18 protein-coding genes are annotated in these 17585 nt (G+C 31.1%); 10 read left to right on the plus strand and 8 right to left on the minus strand.

The features are described 5' to 3' along the window. The first annotated feature begins 131 nt into the window (after window positions 1–131). The 9 genes from LNQ49_RS03550 to LNQ49_RS03590 all read left to right on the plus strand — a co-directional run bounded on the left by LNQ49_RS03550 (window position 132) and on the right by LNQ49_RS03590 (window position 7953). Window positions 132–494, plus strand: coding sequence for a heavy-metal-associated domain-containing protein (locus tag LNQ49_RS03550; RefSeq protein ID WP_229987345.1), 363 nt, complete (start codon window positions 132–134; stop codon window positions 492–494). Window positions 495–520: 26 nt separating this feature from the next. After that, complete coding sequence (locus tag LNQ49_RS03555; RefSeq protein ID WP_229987346.1) at window positions 521–1009, plus strand: TlpA family protein disulfide reductase; 489 nt, start codon at window positions 521–523, stop codon at window positions 1007–1009. 1 nt (window position 1010) lies between these two features. Next, complete coding sequence (locus tag LNQ49_RS03560) at window positions 1011–1538, plus strand: heavy-metal-associated domain-containing protein (RefSeq protein ID WP_229987347.1); 528 nt, start codon at window positions 1011–1013, stop codon at window positions 1536–1538. Between the two features lie 2 nt (window positions 1539–1540). Continuing rightward, window positions 1541–2347 (plus strand): hypothetical protein, encoded by an 807-nt coding sequence (locus tag LNQ49_RS03565; protein WP_229987348.1) that lies wholly within the window; start codon window positions 1541–1543, stop codon window positions 2345–2347. Between the two features lie 372 nt (window positions 2348–2719). Beyond that, window positions 2720–3079, plus strand: coding sequence for a hypothetical protein (locus LNQ49_RS03570; protein ID WP_229987349.1), 360 nt, complete (start codon window positions 2720–2722; stop codon window positions 3077–3079). Between the two features lie 150 nt (window positions 3080–3229). Then, on the plus strand, window positions 3230–3739 hold the full coding sequence (locus LNQ49_RS03575; protein WP_229987350.1) for a TlpA family protein disulfide reductase: 510 nt from the start codon (window positions 3230–3232) through the stop codon (window positions 3737–3739). Window positions 3740–3783: 44 nt separating this feature from the next. Beyond that, the gene (locus LNQ49_RS03580) at window positions 3784–5754 is read left to right on the plus strand and encodes a protein-disulfide reductase DsbD family protein (protein WP_229987351.1); all 1971 of its coding nucleotides are present in this window, start codon (window positions 3784–3786) and stop codon (window positions 5752–5754) included. Between the two features lie 136 nt (window positions 5755–5890). Then, entirely contained in the window at window positions 5891–6571 is a 681-nt protein-coding gene (locus tag LNQ49_RS03585; RefSeq protein ID WP_229987352.1) for a response regulator transcription factor, read from the plus strand. Continuing rightward, window positions 6568–7953 (plus strand): HAMP domain-containing sensor histidine kinase, encoded by a 1386-nt coding sequence (locus tag LNQ49_RS03590; protein ID WP_229987353.1) that lies wholly within the window; start codon window positions 6568–6570, stop codon window positions 7951–7953. The genes LNQ49_RS03585 and LNQ49_RS03590 overlap by 4 nt, the downstream gene beginning before the upstream one ends. A 110-nt stretch (window positions 7954–8063) precedes the next feature. Here the strand turns inward: LNQ49_RS03590 and LNQ49_RS03595 are convergent, their stop codons facing one another. From LNQ49_RS03595 to LNQ49_RS03605, 3 genes are all read right to left on the minus strand, one after another. Further along, window positions 8064–9446 (minus strand): PepSY-associated TM helix domain-containing protein, encoded by a 1383-nt coding sequence (locus LNQ49_RS03595; protein ID WP_229987354.1) that lies wholly within the window; start codon window positions 9444–9446, stop codon window positions 8064–8066. Window positions 9447–9521: 75 nt separating this feature from the next. Next, window positions 9522–10754 carry a DUF4374 domain-containing protein gene (locus LNQ49_RS03600; protein WP_229987355.1) on the minus strand — a complete coding sequence of 411 codons (1233 nt, stop codon included), beginning with the start codon at window positions 10752–10754 and terminating at the stop codon, window positions 9522–9524. Between the two features lie 27 nt (window positions 10755–10781). Continuing rightward, window positions 10782–13178, minus strand: a complete 2397-nt coding sequence (locus LNQ49_RS03605) for a TonB-dependent receptor (protein WP_229987356.1) — start codon at window positions 13176–13178, stop codon at window positions 10782–10784. A 108-nt stretch (window positions 13179–13286) separates the two neighbouring features. Here LNQ49_RS03605 and LNQ49_RS03610 point away from each other — a divergent pair, with 108 nt between their 5' ends. Further along, on the plus strand, window positions 13287–14318 hold the full coding sequence (locus LNQ49_RS03610) for a helix-turn-helix domain-containing protein (protein WP_229987357.1): 1032 nt from the start codon (window positions 13287–13289) through the stop codon (window positions 14316–14318). Between the two features lie 49 nt (window positions 14319–14367). Here LNQ49_RS03610 and rclC read toward each other — a convergent pair whose 3' ends face one another. From rclC to LNQ49_RS03635, 5 genes are all read right to left on the minus strand, one after another. After that, window positions 14368–14925: a reactive chlorine resistance membrane protein RclC gene (gene rclC / locus LNQ49_RS03615; protein ID WP_229987358.1), complete on the minus strand. Its 558-nt coding sequence runs from the start codon at window positions 14923–14925 to the stop codon at window positions 14368–14370. Window positions 14926–15003: 78 nt separating this feature from the next. After that, the gene (locus LNQ49_RS03620; RefSeq protein ID WP_229987359.1) at window positions 15004–15852 is read right to left on the minus strand and encodes a helix-turn-helix domain-containing protein; all 849 of its coding nucleotides are present in this window, start codon (window positions 15850–15852) and stop codon (window positions 15004–15006) included. Window positions 15853–15864: 12 nt separating this feature from the next. Further along, the gene (locus LNQ49_RS03625) at window positions 15865–16227 is read right to left on the minus strand and encodes a hypothetical protein (RefSeq protein ID WP_229987360.1); all 363 of its coding nucleotides are present in this window, start codon (window positions 16225–16227) and stop codon (window positions 15865–15867) included. 260 nt (window positions 16228–16487) lie between these two features. After that, window positions 16488–16712: a hypothetical protein gene (locus LNQ49_RS03630; protein ID WP_229987361.1), complete on the minus strand. Its 225-nt coding sequence runs from the start codon at window positions 16710–16712 to the stop codon at window positions 16488–16490. A gap of 248 nt (window positions 16713–16960) precedes the next feature. Next, a complete protein-coding gene (locus LNQ49_RS03635; RefSeq protein ID WP_229987362.1) occupies window positions 16961–17197 on the minus strand; it encodes a hypothetical protein in 237 nt (78 codons plus the stop codon). Between the last annotated feature and the right edge of the window lie 388 nt (window positions 17198–17585).

Genomic DNA, 17585 nt, shown 5'->3' on the forward strand with positions numbered 1-17585 from the left:
CTCATTCAAAGCCCATTTAAGGCTTTAAATCAAAAAAAAAAAAACAATCCTATTCTATTGCAAAAATAGCTGTATTTGCTATGTTTTGTGGTGTGCTTTAGGGTTACTACATCCAAAAAAAATTACATACAATGAACTCAATAAAAAATTTATTGATGGTAATGACGCTATTACTATCAGTTACTTTCGCCAGCGCGCAAATAAAAAATAAGACTACTGAAACTGTAAAAATTAGTGGTAACTGTGCTATGTGTAAAAAAGTTATCGAGACTGCAGCAAACGTTAATAAAGAAGCTAAAGCAACTTGGAACGAAACTACACAAATAGCTACTATTACTTACGATACTAAGAAAACCAATCTTGATACTATACTTAAACGTGTGGCAAATGCAGGATATGATAATGAAAAATTTAAGGCTCCAAATGCTGTTTATGATGAATTGCATGGATGTTGCCAATATGATAGAGAAGCAAACAGTAAAAAAACTGAGTAATCATAATCTAATCATTTAAAAATATCATGTTCAAAATAAAAAACATAATCACGTTATTCTCCCTTATAGCAACTGTTTCAATAGCAAGCGCTCAAATAAAAGTAGGAGATAGTTTTCCAGACGTACAACTTCAAAACAACAAGAATGCTACAGTTAAACTAAACTCCTTTAAAGGAAAAACAGTTTTAGTAGATTTTTGGGCATCATGGTGTGCTCCTTGCCGAATGGCAAATAAAAAGTTAGTAAAAATGTATGATCAATATAAAGGTCAGAATTTTGAAATCGTCGGAATATCAATAGACATCGATAAATCGAAATGGCTAAAAGCTATCGAAAAAGATAAAATGAAACACCAGCAATTAATTGACCCAAAAGGTTTTGATGCCAAAACGGCTGTTACTTTTGGAGTTGACGCCTTGCCTGCAACCTATCTTTTTGATGCATCAGGAAAACTGATTGCCATAAACCCAACTGAAGCACAAATTATTGCTCAAATCAAAAAAAATAAAAAATAAAATGAAAACCTTACATATAAAATTCTTAGCTACAGCACTTGTATTATTATTAACTGGTGCAAAATCATATTCTCAAATCACTAAAGCCGAAATAATGGCAACTGGATTAACTTGTTCTATGTGCTCTAATGCAATAAACAAACAGTTAAAATCATATACCGAAGTAGATAGTATTGGAACAGATTTAAATACAAATACATTTACTGTTTACTTTAAAAAAGACAATTCATTAGAGCCTAAAGTTTTAAGAAAGGCAGTTGAAAAAGCAGGTTTCTTTGTAGGCTCAATGGTCTTAACTGCAAAGTTTCATACACCAACAATTGAAGAAAATACAACTCTAAAAGTTGATGATGCTACTTATACTTTTATCGATATTAAAAAACCAGTAGCTCATGAAGAAACAAAATTCAGAGTTCTAGATAAAGGGTTTGTAACTCAAAAAGAATACAAGAAACTAGTAAAATCATATTCAAAATACCCTGGTTATGCTACAGAAAATGAAAATGATTATTATTTAAAAACACTATAAAAATGAAATATTTATCAATAGTATTCCTATTCCTAGTTTCACTCCAAATAGAGGCACAAGAATTATTTGTAGTAACCGAACCCGCAAGTAATGCTCCAGCGGGTTCAATCGGGGTTCGTGTTGGACAATCATTCATGAAAAACCAACTAGAAAGCGGTTCTATGTATAATTTAACTCCAGAAGTTACTTGGGGAATAAATAAAAACCTAATGGTTCGTACTTCAGGATTTTTAAGCAACCAAGAAAATGGATTGGGAATTAAAGGTGGTGGTTTATATGCCAAATACAGATTTTTATCTGTAGATGATTTACAGAGTCATTTTAGGATGGCGGCCTTTGGACGATATAGTTACAATAACTCTATTATAAATCAGGAAGCCATAGATTTAATGGGAGGGAATTCTGGCTACGAAGCTGGTATAGTAGCTACCCAGCTAATCCATAAAGTCGCATTAAGCTCATCTGTAAGTTACGCACGAGCACTTAACAACAGTGATTATAGCTTCCCTGATTTATTAGGTAACAGTGCTGTAAACTATACTTTTTCAGTAGGTAAACTAATGTATCCAAAAAAATATACTAGTTTTAAACAAACTAATATTAATGCAATGTTGGAGTTTACTGGTCAAACAATTACTGAAAACGGGAAATCATATTTAGATGTAGTTCCTTCTATTCAGTTTATAATTAACAGTCAGGCAAGAATTGATCTTGCTTACAAAAAAGAATTGTATAGTTCGATGCAACGCGCTACATCTGATGGAGTTTTCTTAAAACTAGAATATACTTTTTTCAATGTAACCAAGTAAATTACTTTTCTACGATTTTAATAAGTGATTATTTTTTTTCACGCAGATTCCAAAAAAATTCAAGCTGATAGATGCAGATGTGTTTTTAAATTAATTTTAAATCTGCCTTAATCTGTAAAATCTGCGTGAAACAAAAATCGTTATTAATCTCACATCAGAAAATAATTCAACAAATCGAGACTATTTTAATTGTATAGAAGGTCGTTTTATACAAAATGTGTCTCATTCCAAACCTAACAGGTTTTACAATCTGTTAGGTTTATTTCAATAAAAGTCTAATTACCAACATAACAAGTCATTATGATTAAACACATGACATTTACATCAAAATTAACATCCATCTAATAATTAAATTTTATTTTCGTCTTTCTTATGGCAAAAAAATTCTACATACTATTAATTATAACGTTTGGTTTCTTTATGGGACCTACGCTTAATTTTGCACGTGGAATTAAAATAGAAAAGATATGTTTAAAAAACAAAACATTCTTAAAAGCCTCTTGTAAAGAAGCCGATTTTAAAGCAAAAGAACACAGATGTGCTAATGGTTGTATAGAAAATGCTGCCGATTGCCCTATAATTTACTGTAGTTATTATTCTCCAATGATTTCTTTTCAAATAGACAATCATTCTTTTTTTAATTTTTCAGAAAGAAAGCAAAACTATTATTATTGCGAAATCTTTATTTCTTCAGGTTTCCGTTCCATTTGGCTACCGCCAAAAATAAGCTAGATTGTTTTTATGACAGCCATAGATGCGTTTTATTCAAAACCATTTTAAAGCTGTAAATCATTAAAAAAATCCAATTCTATTCAGGATATAACAGTATTGTTATGTTTTGTGTCATGCCTTGGAATTAACTCTTTCAAATTACAAAAAACAATGAATTCAATAAAAAATGTATTGATAGCAATACCCTTATTACTATCTATCACTTTCGTTAATGCACAAATTAAGAAAGGGGACTCTTTCCCTAATATCCAATTGCAGAATAACAAGAATAAAATAACCAAACTAAATTCTTATACGGGAAAAACAGTTTTAGTAGACTTTTGGGCATCTTGGTGTCCGTATTGCCGAATAGCCAACAAAGATTTGGTGAAACTATATGACAAATACAAAAACCAAAATTTTGAGATTGTTGGGATATCTGTAGATATTGATAAAGGAAAATGGTTGCAAGCCATTGAAAAAGACAAACTTAAAAACCCCCAATTAATTGACCCAAAAGGATTTGATGCTAAATCTGTAGCAATTTTTGGAGTAAAAGGGATACCAAGCACCTATCTTTTTAATAGTTCCGGAAAATTAATTGCAATCAATCCAACGGAAGCACAAATTATTGCTCAAATCAAAAAAGAAATAAGTTTTTCGTTAAAAAATACTATCTAAAATCAAATTATCACCAGAACAATTGTTCTGATTAAACTTATAAAATGAAAAAAATCTTATATATATTATTTCTGGTTTTTGCTTTTGTCAAAGTCCAGGCACAGATTATAAATCCAGTGAAATGGGAAGCTTCTATTGAGAAGAAATCCAACTCTGAATTTGTTCTTTCCTTCAAAGGGGCTATCGAATCAGGTTGGCATGTATACTCCCAATTCACCCCAGAAGACGGTCCCCTTCCGGCCGAATTCCTCTATCATGATAATAAAAACAATTATGAACTTATTGGAAAAGCAACTGAAAGTGAAACAAAAAGAGAGTTTAATGAAATCTTTGGCGTAGATGAAATATTCTTCTCTGATAAAGTGGTTTTTACTCAATTAATCAAACAAACCAATCTAGAAAAAGAAACAATTCAAGTAGAGCTCTCTTATCAAGTATGCAAAGAAAACTGTATTAGCGAAACAAAATACTTTGAGTTTAATCTTAAAACGCTTACTGCCAAAGAAATTCAGGCTGCCGATATAGTCAATGAGAAAACTACAAAAACAGCTGTAAATACTACAATAGAAAAACAACCGAAATCTGACAAAGCTGACTCTAGTTTGTACATGATATTCTTTATTGCATTCTTATCTGGTTTTGCAGCATTGCTTACTCCGTGCGTATTCCCAATGATTCCTATGACAGTAAGTTTCTTTACAAAACAAAGTAAAACCAAAGCCAAAGGAATTAAAAATGCAATTATTTATGGTGTTTCAATCATCTTAATTTATGTATTTCTTGGAACAGTAATTACACTTGTTTTTGGCGCCGATGCACTAAATGCATTATCAACCAATGTGTGGTTTAATGTAATTTTCTTTATTCTATTAGTGGTATTCGCAGTATCCTTTTTAGGTGCTTTCGAAATTATGCTACCTAATTCTTGGGCTAATAAAGTAGACCGTCAAGCTGATAAAGGAGGAATAATAGGAATCGTATTTATGGCATTGGCTCTAGCAATAGTTTCTTTTTCTTGTACTGGACCTATTATCGGGACTTTACTGGTTGAAGCAGCTTCTAAAGGTGGAATTGCGCCAATTGTTGGAATGCTAGGTTTTTCTTTTGCTTTAGCCTTACCATTTATGCTATTTGCCATGTTCCCAGGTTGGTTAAATACATTACCAAAATCTGGCGGGTGGCTAAATACAGTAAAAGTATTTTTAGGTTTTATAGAATTGGCTTTAGCATTTAAATTCTTGTCTAATGCTGATTTAGTATTGCAATTACATTGGTTTGAAAGAGAGTTATTCTTAGCTATTTGGATAGCTATATTCGGTACTTTGGCTTTCTACTTATTCGGAAAAATAACTTTACCACATGATTCCCCTGCGTCTTCAATTTCAGTAGGTCGATTATCTATTGGATTAGTAGTATTGGTATTTACAATATATCTTATTCCTGGTTTATGGGGTGCACCTTTAAAGTTAATTAGTGGTTTCCCACCGCCAATGACTTATAGCGAATCTCCTTATGGTGTAGGAGGTTCAAACAAAGGTTCTGCCACTGCAATAGCTTTACCAGATGGAGCACATAAAGGGCCACATGATATCATAGCATTTACCGATTATGAAAAAGGATTGGCCTATGCCAAAAGCGTAAACAAACCAATTCTCTTAGACTTTACAGGATTTGCATGTGTCAATTGTCGAAAAATGGAGGATTATGTGTGGTCAGATCCACGTATTTTATCAATCTTAAATAATGAAGTTGTTTTAATTTCTTTATATGTTGATGATAAAAGAGAACTCCCTATCGAGGAACAATACATCTCGAAAGAAACAGGGAAAAATATAAAATCGATAGGAAATAAATGGAGTGATTTTCAAATTACCCGTTATAAAGCAAATGCCCAACCCTATTATATCGTATTAGATACTAATGAGCAAAGCTTAAACAAACCTACTGGATACACACCAGACATTGCCGAATATGAGCAATGGTTAAAATCTGGAATTCAAGGGTTTAAAAAATAAATAAAAAGGCTGTCCAAAAAAATTTGGACAGCCTTTTTTACATTATAACTACTGTCTTAAAATCGTGAATCATAAAAAAAATCTTATTTTGTGCATTTGGGGGTAATCTACAAAATGAAATAGTAACTTTATAGCGATGAAAATTTTAATAATAGAAGACGATCAAAGAGTAGCCGAATTAATCCAAAGAGGGTTAGACGAGCATGGTTTTACACCTACACTTGCTTACGATGGTATCTCTGGAAAAAAGCTAGCCCTTAATAATCAATATGATTTGGTTATTACCGACATTGTTTTACCTAAACTTGACGGTTTGGATTTATGCAGAGAAATACGCCAAGTAAAACCCGATCTGCCAATCATAATGCTAACAGCATTGGGGACAACTGATGATAAAGTAGAAGGTTTTGATGCTGGAGCAGATGATTACCTGACAAAGCCATTTGAAATGAGAGAACTTTTGGTTCGCATAAGAGCACTATTAAAACGAAGTAGTGGTGCAATAAACAATACTGGATTCATTTTAAAATATGACAATCTTGAAATGAATTTACAGACAAAAAATGTAAAAAGAAATCATACAGAAATAAACCTTACTCCCAAAGAATTTAAACTCTTAGAGTATATGATCCAAAATTCAGAACGTGTTTTATCCCGAACAGAAATTGCCGAAAAGGTATGGGATACCCATTTTGATACTGGAACAAACTTTATTGATGTATATATTAATTACCTAAGGAAAAAAGTTGATAAAGATTTTGATAAAAAACTTATTCATACCCGATCTGGAATGGGATTTATTTTGAAAGTAGAATGAAAATTAGAACTCGATTAACCATATTATTTACTTTTACAACTGCTACAATTTTATTGGTATTTGCTGCTATTATCTTGATTTCTGCAAAAGAAAACAGAGAAAAAGAATTTTATGCACTACTAAAAAAAGAAGCTGTTACTAAGGCAAATTTGTTTTTTAATGCCAAAGTAGATAGTAAAACATTACAAAATATTTATAGAAACAATCGAACTACATTAAATGAAGTCGAGGTTGCTATTTATACCCCTTCTTTTCAATTATTATATCACGATGCCGTTGATATAGACGTTGTTAAAGAAACGAAGCCAATGATTCAAAAAATAGTTCAAAAAAATCAAATCCAATTTTATCAGAATGATTGGCAAGTTATAGGAATCAAATACCAATTTCAAGGAAAAGAATATATCATTACGGCAGCTGCATATGATGAATTTGGATATCTAAAATTAGAAAACTTACTTGAAACCTGTATTATTGTTTTTATCGTATCTATTTTACTCCTCTATATGGTAGGACGTTTTTTTTCTAAGAAAGCATTCGAACCTATTGTTGAAATGACAGATAAAGCAAAAACTATTTCTGCAACAAATCTTCATTTGCGACTACACACCAATGAAAGTAAAGATGAAGTTTCTGAATTAGCAACTACTTTTAACAAAATGCTAAATCGTTTAGAAAACTCCTTTGATTCTCAAAAACAATTCGTCTCTAATATTTCACACGAATTGCGAACACCTCTTTCGGCTATTATTGCTGAACTAGAACTCTCAACCAATAAGGAACGTCAAAATGACGAATATAAAATTGTAATTCTTAACACATTACAAGACGCTAAAAAACTAGCAAAACTATCTAATAGTTTACTGGATTTTGCCAAGGCAAATTATGATCCCTCCGAAATTGCATTCAGACAAGTTCGTATTGACGAAATTTTATTAGATGCAAGACAACAGGTTCAAAAATCAAATCCAAATTATAATATTGCCATTCATTTTGAAGACGATTTTGAAGATGACGATCAAATTACAGTTAATGGGAATGAATATTTGTTGAAAGTATCATTTGTAAACTTACTAGAGAATGGTTGTAAATTCTCAGAAAACAATCAAAGTAAAGTTGTTGTATCCCTTAAAAAAGAAAAGATTATTTTACAATTTACGGATAATGGTATTGGTATTTTAGAAGATGATTTAAAACATATTTTTAAACCATTCTATCGAGGATTAAATAAAATCTATGCGGATGGAAATGGTATTGGCTTGTCTTTAACTCAAAAAATTATCATACTTCATAAAGGAACTATCTCTGTTACATCTGATAAAAATTCGGGTACAATATTTACCGTTGAGCTGTACCATGGTATAAAAAACACTGTAGATTAATCTTTTATAAAATATACTTTTAGACATTCTTAGTATACTGTTTTTAACCATTAAGGCATTAAGAGTAACACCTTAATGGTTTAAACATTTTTATTTAGAATAACGAAATACTAGTATGACATTTCTTCTTCTAACTTTTTAGGCGCAATTACTCTTTTTGTAACTACTTTAGGAGTCGTTGCTGTGCTTTTTTTGCTGAACTTTTGTTTTCCCCACCAAATTAAGAATCCGGTAATAGGCAAACTTGCAGAAATTAAACTTGCAAAAAAGGCTAAAATTTTTCCAGTGAGCCCTAATACAGCACCTACGTGAATATCATAATTCATTCGGCGAATTTTATCTGGCACACTAGCCTCTTCATACTTTCCAGAAAATGGGGTCTTGATTGTAATATCTTTGAGCGATTGCTGATCGAAACTATAACGATCCATATTATAAAAGGTATTGCTTGTTTTATAAACAAAAGCACCAATAGGATCTGCTGGTTTTTCAGGTATTGATACCAAAATACCTGCTGCTTGAGGGTTTTCTTTTGCCAATTTAAGCAATACTTTGTCTACTGTAGAAACATGAAAAGCTTTAACATTTGTTGTATCTGACTTAGGTGATTCTCTACTTTCTACTAATGGTTTTCCTCCTGAGGTTACCCAATATAATGATTTGCTAAACCAGCCAAAACTCCAAACTAAACCAGTAAGAGAAATAAATAGTAAAAAAATCATGTTATAAAATCCAAGTACATTATGCATATCATAATTTACACGTTTAAAACTAGCCGACCATTTGATTTTAAAACTCTTATCACGAATAGACTTAATCCATTTGGTTGGCCACCATAAAACCATCCCTGTAAGCAATATTACTACGAAGATTAAAATTGCAACTCCTACGATTGGACGACCAATATCATAAGGCAACCATAAAGCTCTATGTCCATTAAGCATAAATCTAAAAAAATCAGGATCATCTCTAGAAAATGATTTAACATTAAGGACTTGTCCAGTATAAGGATTCATATATACATTGACAGTAGTACCACTTCGTCTTTTTTTACGTTTGGGTTCTTTGTCTTTAGGCTTGTTATTTGAAGCTAGATTACCTGCTTTTACTCCTTTTTCCTCTTTTTGAACTTCTTCTTTCTTAACTGTTTGTTCTCCTTCTTTTTTTTCTTTTTTAGGAATAAAATACCCTACAATTGCTGCCTCATCTTTATCACCAAAAGTAACACTTGTGGCTTTTTTGCCTTTCATTTCTTTGTCGGCAATACTTATCAATTGAGAGGGTAGCAAATAGTTTTTTTCCTGAGGAGTAACAAAACGCCAGTCCTCTATAAAATCTTTAATTTCATTCTCAAAAACATACATGCAGCCGGTAAGACTCACAATTACCACAATGATACCTGAAGCTAGTCCTAACCACAAATGCAGCCATGCTGCAGTGCGCTTGAAAAGCGATTTTTTACTTTTTTTCTTTTTTTGGATAGAAGTAGACATAGTAATGAAACTCGTAAAATTAAATAATAAAAACCGTGAGCCCCTAAAGGCTCACGGTCAACAAAAACAACAATTTTAATATTTTAATTTAGCAATAGCTGTAATTTCTCCACCTTCTACCTTCATACCTTTAGTAGCCAATCCGGTAGTACCATTAATTGTATAAACCCAGTTACCTTCAGGTGTATTGATACCAAGTATAATAGAATTATTATCTTCTGTAGCGATATTATATTTTGTAGTAGTTGAATTAATTACTTTAGGTGCATTAGTAACCCAAGTAAATGTTTGATTGTACACATCAGCTACAGCCAATTTAGGCGCTCCATCATTTGTACCAGCAACACCATACATTTGTAATAATACTTTCCCCTTACCAATATAACTGTTTGAAGAGATTTTATATCCACCAGATTTTTGTTGTACATTGAAGAAATAACTCTTGTCAAATTCTGTAGTTCCTTTTTTAATTTTTACAACAGCAGATGGATTAGTTGAAGTTACAACTGAATTGTTTGTCGCAGTTGCACCAGAAAAACCATAAGCATCACCATTCTCATCCTGAATTAATCCATTAGAAAAATAATCTCCTAAGTAACTAGTACGGTTATCTTTAATTACTTTTTCTAATTTTAATTCTGGATAGTTATATACTGCAACCCAAGTACTATCAGGATATTTAGTTCCAAAACTATCTACACCGTCTCCTTTAATACTCATATATGGCATATATACCTTATCTCCCACTTGTGTTGCCCAAGTATAAAATGCTCTTTCACCGTTTTTAGCTAGAAGTTTAGTATCCTGTTGTGTTTGACCAACTATAAGAGATGTTGTAGCATCCACTTTATACATATTAGCAAGAGATGCTGCTCCACTTCTTGGAACTTTAACCAATAAGATATCCTTATTTATTGCTGCAAAAACCTGTACCGTTTCAGTTTGAAAATTAGAAGTTTTAGCCAACTTGCCTTCTCCAGTTAATGCATAAGTAGTTACAGCTCCAGGGTTTCCTTGTCCGTAAAGCATACTAAAGAATTTGTTTTGCGTTGTAATATAATAGCGGTATGAACCGTCTTGCTCTAATCCATTACCTTGAGTTGTAATAGATCCTTTAGTCACATCATCTGTAGTTAATAAATAATCTGCTACTCCAGATGCTCCTGTAGTAACGGTAACAATATATTTTGTTTTATCGGTTCCTGTACTTGGTGTTCCCCCATTTGGTGAGTCAGAATCACTGCTACAAGAGAATGATGTAAAAGCTATTAAAGCTGCGAATATCGCTAATGTGCCATTTTTCTTCATGATAGTTATTGTTTGATTTAATTAAAATTATTTATTTGATTTGGTAAAAAAATACCTGAATTTTATATTGAAAGAGCGACTTGGTTTTTGCAATGAAAAGTTGTCGTAGAGTTTATTATCTAATACATTTTTACACTCTAGAGCGATATTATATTTCCCATCTGCAAAAGTGTAAACTGCATTTAAATCGTGATTAAACTGTGCTGGAATATCGAATTTACCCACTTTACCACCACTACTTGGCCAATACAAATAATAGTCATGTACGTATAATAAATTGTAACCAACTGATAGGTTATTACCTTTTTTTATGAAGTCATTAAAAAATACTGTCGCATCGGCGTTACCAAAAAGAAAAGGGATATTAGGTACTCTATCTTTATAATTTAGGGACACTATTTCCTTGCCTGGTTCATATTTTATATTATTACGAAGATTTTGATACGTCATATTTATACCAGCTGTAAATCTGTTCTTATAAGAATATCTTATCTCAGTATCAATGCCGTAATTAGAAACTCCTTTTTGGTTGACATTTATTATCATCGTTTGATTTAAATTCAGCTCAGGTCGAATAAAATCAGCAGCTTCACGATACATAAGATTTACATCAAATGTCATTGCATTTACTTTCTTAAAGCTAGTTTGGTAGCTAAAACCAAGATTAAAATTCTCACTCTGTTCTGGTTTCAAACCAATGTTTCCAAATAAATTATCATTTACACTCCCAAAAACTTCCTCTGGAGCTGGCAGTCTGTAACTTTTTTCAAAAGATGCTTTTACTTGTAAATTTTGCTTTAAGTAATAACTAGTTGCAGCACCATATCCCCAATAACTTTTATTATCAACATGTTTTATATAGGCAATATCACCCCAATTACCTGAAGGATTATAACTCTCTGAATAGGTGTTTTTTAAAATGTAATTTTTAATAAATACTGAAGTACTCCATTTTTCGTTATAATCAAATTTATAACCTGCTCCTAAAATATTCTTTTGTGATTTTTTAGGCTGCTTATATAACAATGATTCAGGAACCAGTTCATCACTTTCTTTACGATCAAAAGTATTAAACGTATTATTCAACATAAACGAATGTCTCTCGCCTAAACTATAAGTAAGGTTTGCAGTAGCGATTCCATTATTATTTTTAAACTTACGTAATGTGCGACTACGTTCCCCTCCTAAACCATCTAATTGTATATAATCACCAAACCAATTGTATCTTCTGTAAACAGTATCAATATTTTGTTCTTCGCCAAAATTATAATTACCAGTCACACTAAAATCCAATCCTTTTGTAAAGAAATCTTTTACTTGATATTTTACTGTTGGCATCAAAATATTTCCTTTTCTATGAACCTGTCCAAACACACTAACCATTCGGGCTCCGGTCTGTATATCTGCTTTATTTTGACCTGCAGTAAAACCAAATAGTAATTTATCAGCATATTTTTTACCTGTCACACCGATATTAAAAATTACAGTTTCATTACGGTATTTATCATGAAATCTTCTTACACGTTGATTTGGATAATACTGTCCTGTCTTTAAATCTGCTACATCTACATTTACCCAATAATTATTATCCGAATAATTTTGGAATGCATTGATTTCGGTAGTAAAACCACTCTTGGCAGTATAACCTGCATTTAGAGTAGAACGATGTGTATTAAATGAACCAAAAGAATAAGATGCGTCCAAATAGGTACGAGGTTTAGAATTGGTGACGATATTAATTGCTCCTCCAAGAGCATCACCACCTAACCAAATAGGCACGACTCCTTTGTAAACCTCTATTCTATCAGCAAGATTTACTGGAATATTATTCAATTGAAAAGATGAACCAAAATTATCCATAGGAACTCCATCGATAAAAAGTTTTATCTGATTTCCAGAGAACCCATTAATAGAAAGTTCAGATCTAGATCCTACTCCACCCGCTTCACGAACACGGACACCAGAAACTCTATCCAAAGCATGCGATAAATCAAGTGTAGAGTTATGTAACTTTTTAGCATCAATGGCTGTTACACTATACGATTGTTTGTTTATTTTTTCGGTTTGGGTACGTCCCATTACCGTTATATTATCTAGTTCATTTAATTCATTTTCTAAACGAACTGCAACAGTTATTTCATTTGTTCCTGTAACTTCTATGTGTTTTTTTGAAGTTGAAAATCCTATTGCAGAAACTTTTAAAATATATTTTCCTTCTTTAACATTTTTAAAATTATACTTTCCGTTTTCATCGGACATAATAATTAAATCTGTTTTTTCTAGACTTACTGTTGCGAATGGAATACTTTGTCCAGAACTCTCCGTAATCTGTCCTGAGACTACTATCCCCCTATTTTGTTGGGCAAACGAAAAGAACGACACTAAAAAAATTATACTGAAAAATAAAAATTTATGAGTTGACATATGTTTAATTAGACTAATTATAAATAACTTTGTCGCAAAAGTACCATCAACAGCACGATTATATATAGGGAAAAACGGATTATTATTTTGTAAAAAAGGATTATTATTTTGAAAATTAAATCGAAACTTCAAAGCCACGAACAACCAATAATTTCTATTGGGATTCGTGATGGTCATGACCCAAAAAGTCAGTTGATAGAAGAAAATATATGTATAGAAAATGAAGCTATAGAAGAAATAAAAAGTCACCATCTACTAACTGATGGACTTGCTATTCTCGACACACAAATGTATTTCTATGAACCACAAACAATTTTATTTGAGATTAGCTGCGAATCAATTATAATGAATTTTATATATTCTAATAATGTCGAAACCTATATTGATCAACTAGAAACTGAAAAATTCCCAAGAGAAAATACTCACAATATTTTCTACACATCAAATTATAAAGCAACTTTTAAGATTCCGCCATTTGAGCAAATAAACTACTTTTCAATTATTTTATCCAAAGATTTCTATTACTACATTATCAATGAAGATTGGGAACTTCATGAAAAATTCTCAAAAAGTATCCTTTTAAAAAAATCTAGTTATTTAACCTCTAGTTATATCCCTCTTACACCATCTATACAATGGGTAATTCATGAAATTAAAAATTGTAATCGAAAAGGGGCATTAAAAAGAATGTATATCGAAACAAAAATTAAAGAACTATTGATTTTACAATTGGAAGCCCTAATTGAGAAAACAGCTCCCAATGATTCAATAGACGAAGAGGATTATATCAAGCTGCGAGAAGCAAAATCAATCTTGGATAAAGATTATGTAGATGCTCCAACTCTTCCTGAATTATCAAGAATGATTTCTCTCAATGAATTTAAATTAAAAAAAGGATTCAAAGCATGTTTTGGAATCACAGTAAGAAGCTATATTATTGAACTGCGCATGAAACATGCTAAAGAATTATTTCAATCTAAATCCATAAGTGTAACAGAAGTAGCATACAAATGTGGTTACAAAGATGTCTCCCACTTCTCTGCTGCTTTTAAAACTTTTTACGGTTATTCACCTCAAAAGTTTAAAATCAATTGGAACAGTATTAATGCATGGCTAACTAGCTTTTTAATACTTGGTTAGCATAAACAAAAAAGGCTATCTTTTCAGATAGCCTTTCTAAATTTATAAATTAATTATTTTGAGATATAATTCTTTTTGCACAATCAGATGCGCATAACAATCCTCCTGCCATCATTATAATATCTTTAATAACCAGACGTCCTGCCCCAGATAAATACGGAAATCCATGTGTACTACTTCCCAAATCTGGCACCCATGTTTCTGGTGTTGTAATCAAAAAAGTGAGAGTTACCAATGCCATACAAGCTGTAAGCACTCCACCAACAAGTCCAATCTTAGCATTAAAAATCCCAAATAAAGTTAGCAACCCAATAATTACAATTACTCCTCCTAGCATATAAGAAAAGATATAAGTTCCATTTTCAACATGCCATTTAATATTCTCTTCAACTACTTCTCCCTCTTTATTTTTATGGTCTTTATAGTCATTTGGATTGTTATAAAAGAAACTCATTAACGGACTATTAGCAACAAATGGTACTATTCCATCTGCTTCATATTGAAAAGCTTTGAGCCCTCCAATCCATACCACTACAATAAAAATGGCAATTCGCATTAGATTAAAAAACTGATTCTGTAATTTAGATAAGGCTGCTATTATATTCATATTTTAATTTTTTTAGGATAATATTAAAAAACAAAATTAACAACTCGATACGCTGCTTACAATGGACAAATATGGATATTACCTAGACAAATCTGCCACGATAGATATACCTACATCCTCTCTAAATGCTGTTGGTGTAATACCAGTATGCTTTTTAAAATATCGGCTAAAGTAATTTTCATCATCAAAATTTAATTCAGCAGCTATTTGCTTCATACTCTTATAAGTAAGATGAATGAGTTTTTTTGCCTCAAGAATAACCCTTTCATGAATTAATGTAGAAGGTGTTTTTAAAAAATACTGCTTACATAATTTTGAAAAACTATTAGGACTAATCCCCATTTGGGCGGCATAAAAAGAAGGTTGCCTTTCTTCACGAAAATTATTCTCCAATAATTCTTTAAATTGCATTAATGGATGGTGTATGTTTCTTTCTTCATCAACAAGGTTATCTTCATATTTTATTTTGCTGCATAAGGCAAGTATCAATTGCAAATAAGCTCGTACAACTGCCATAGCATAACTAGTGCTATTGTCTAACTCAATAATTAGTTTTCCTAAAATATAATCTAATTCAATGAAGTCTTTATCTTCAAGATTTACATACGGTTGCTGGTATATATTATTAAATAACAAACCATTACAAGCAACTTCTTTTTTATGATATTCTATACAATAAAAATCCCCATGAAACTGTAATCTTGTTGTTTTGAGAGACTTTATTACATTAAAATGAATGATTTGATAAGGTGATGTAAACAACATAATTTTCCCTTCAAAGGAATATTCTACCAAATCTACACTTACCTTTCCACTTCCTTCTAAAAGAAAAATACTATACATGGGAGAACTTCCATGCAGATTGATATAATCAGTACTACATTCTTGAACGGTACAATCTTTATAAACTATTTCATTTTCTTTCATCTATTTTTTCTTTTATTCACTGTACCACTTTATCTCAAAATATTTTTCAATAACATCATGTTCTAACGAGCCACTTTTTCGGAGCTTCTCTCCTATTGCAACTTGATTCCAAAATAAAGTTAAGTCTTTGGGATATGGAACTTCAAGTGATCCGTCATTAAAAAAATTAATGTTTTCAATCCCCTTTGATTGATAAATAATAGCGTTGATATAATCTAAGACATGAAATATAGTAAAGCTTTGCCTAAAATCTGGTCGAACTTCATCATTATTTGCAAAACAAACAGCACCATCCTCATAGAAAGTCTTCACGAAAGGAATTCCAATTATTTTTTCGATTGTATTCAAAACTTCTTTATCAAAGATAGGTATCATGTCGCTTCATTATGACTATTTAAAACAAAAACAGTTACAAGAATCTTCTTGCAACTGTTAATTTAACCATTTTTTCTAATACTATATATTTTAAAATATGCTTAACAAATAATAGGTGGTGCAAAATCGTCTAAAGGATCTGGACACAGTGTAGGTAATGTAGTTGGATCATCGCATGGATAATTAGGATATATACAAGATCTTTTTAAATTGAAATAATAAACCAGTACAAAATACTGGTTTATTATTATTTTATAGTCTTAACAAATATAAAGTTCATTTGTATCGAAATTTAAACAAAGTGTAGGTAATGTAGTTGGATCATCACATGGATAATTAGGATATAGTGCAGGTGAAGCATCTGCAGGCGCATAAATAGTACATTTAGGAAATATTGGGCCACCTATTCCCTTACCTATAACATTTTTTTGTTGGTTTTTGCTAAGCAATTCAACTCCTTTTAAACTTAAAATTGTTTTTAACATAATAAATTAAATAATTAGATTTTTAAATTTTACCAATCCTTTTAAGTCCATTGATTTTCAGACTTTTAAACAATTAAATATAAGAAATTACTTTTAATTTAAAACAATATTATCCTTCAAATAATTTAATAAAAGATGAGTCAACTATTTTAAGATATAGCTCAACTTTTATAAAATAAAAAACCGTTTCGAATTACGAAACGGTATTTAAAATCAACTTTTTCAGGACGTTACTTATTCCTTTTTATTTAACACTCAATTATAGTACCATCCGCTAAAAAAAGTGGCAAACAAGGTACAGGACCTTCTATATGAGCACATGGATAATTAGGATAATTTGCACTACTAGAACCTGGAGGCGCCCAATTACCGTCGGCACATTTAGGCTGAATCTGTGGTCCATTTTGTCCTTTACCACTAATGTTTTTTAGCTGATTTTTGCTAAGCAATTCAACTCCATTTAAACTTAAGATTGTTTTTAACATAATAAATTAAATAATTAGATTTAAAATTCATCAATCTTTTTAAGTCCATTGATTTTTAGACTTTTAAACAATTAAACATAGAAAATTACATTTAATTCAAAACAACTTTATTATTCAAGTAATCTAAAAAAAACTGCAATAGTTAATCTTAGAATATTTAAATTCCAGATATTAATGGGCATTTGTTTATAATGCTTTAAAATATTTTGATAGCCCAAAAATGATTAAAATTAAAATTATGGAAAGGAATACTGAACTTGGATTTGCAAATTAATTGTCCATCCCAGCTCTTTTACCCTCTTTGTGGGAAATAGTCTTTTGTCTTCTTTATTAAAATAAAAAATTCCCCATACCCAATTTGAAGGATCCTTTCGCCAATTTTCTTTGA

It is taken from the genome of Flavobacterium pisciphilum (assembly GCF_020905345.1).
GTDB lineage: Bacteria > Bacteroidota > Bacteroidia > Flavobacteriales > Flavobacteriaceae > Flavobacterium > Flavobacterium pisciphilum.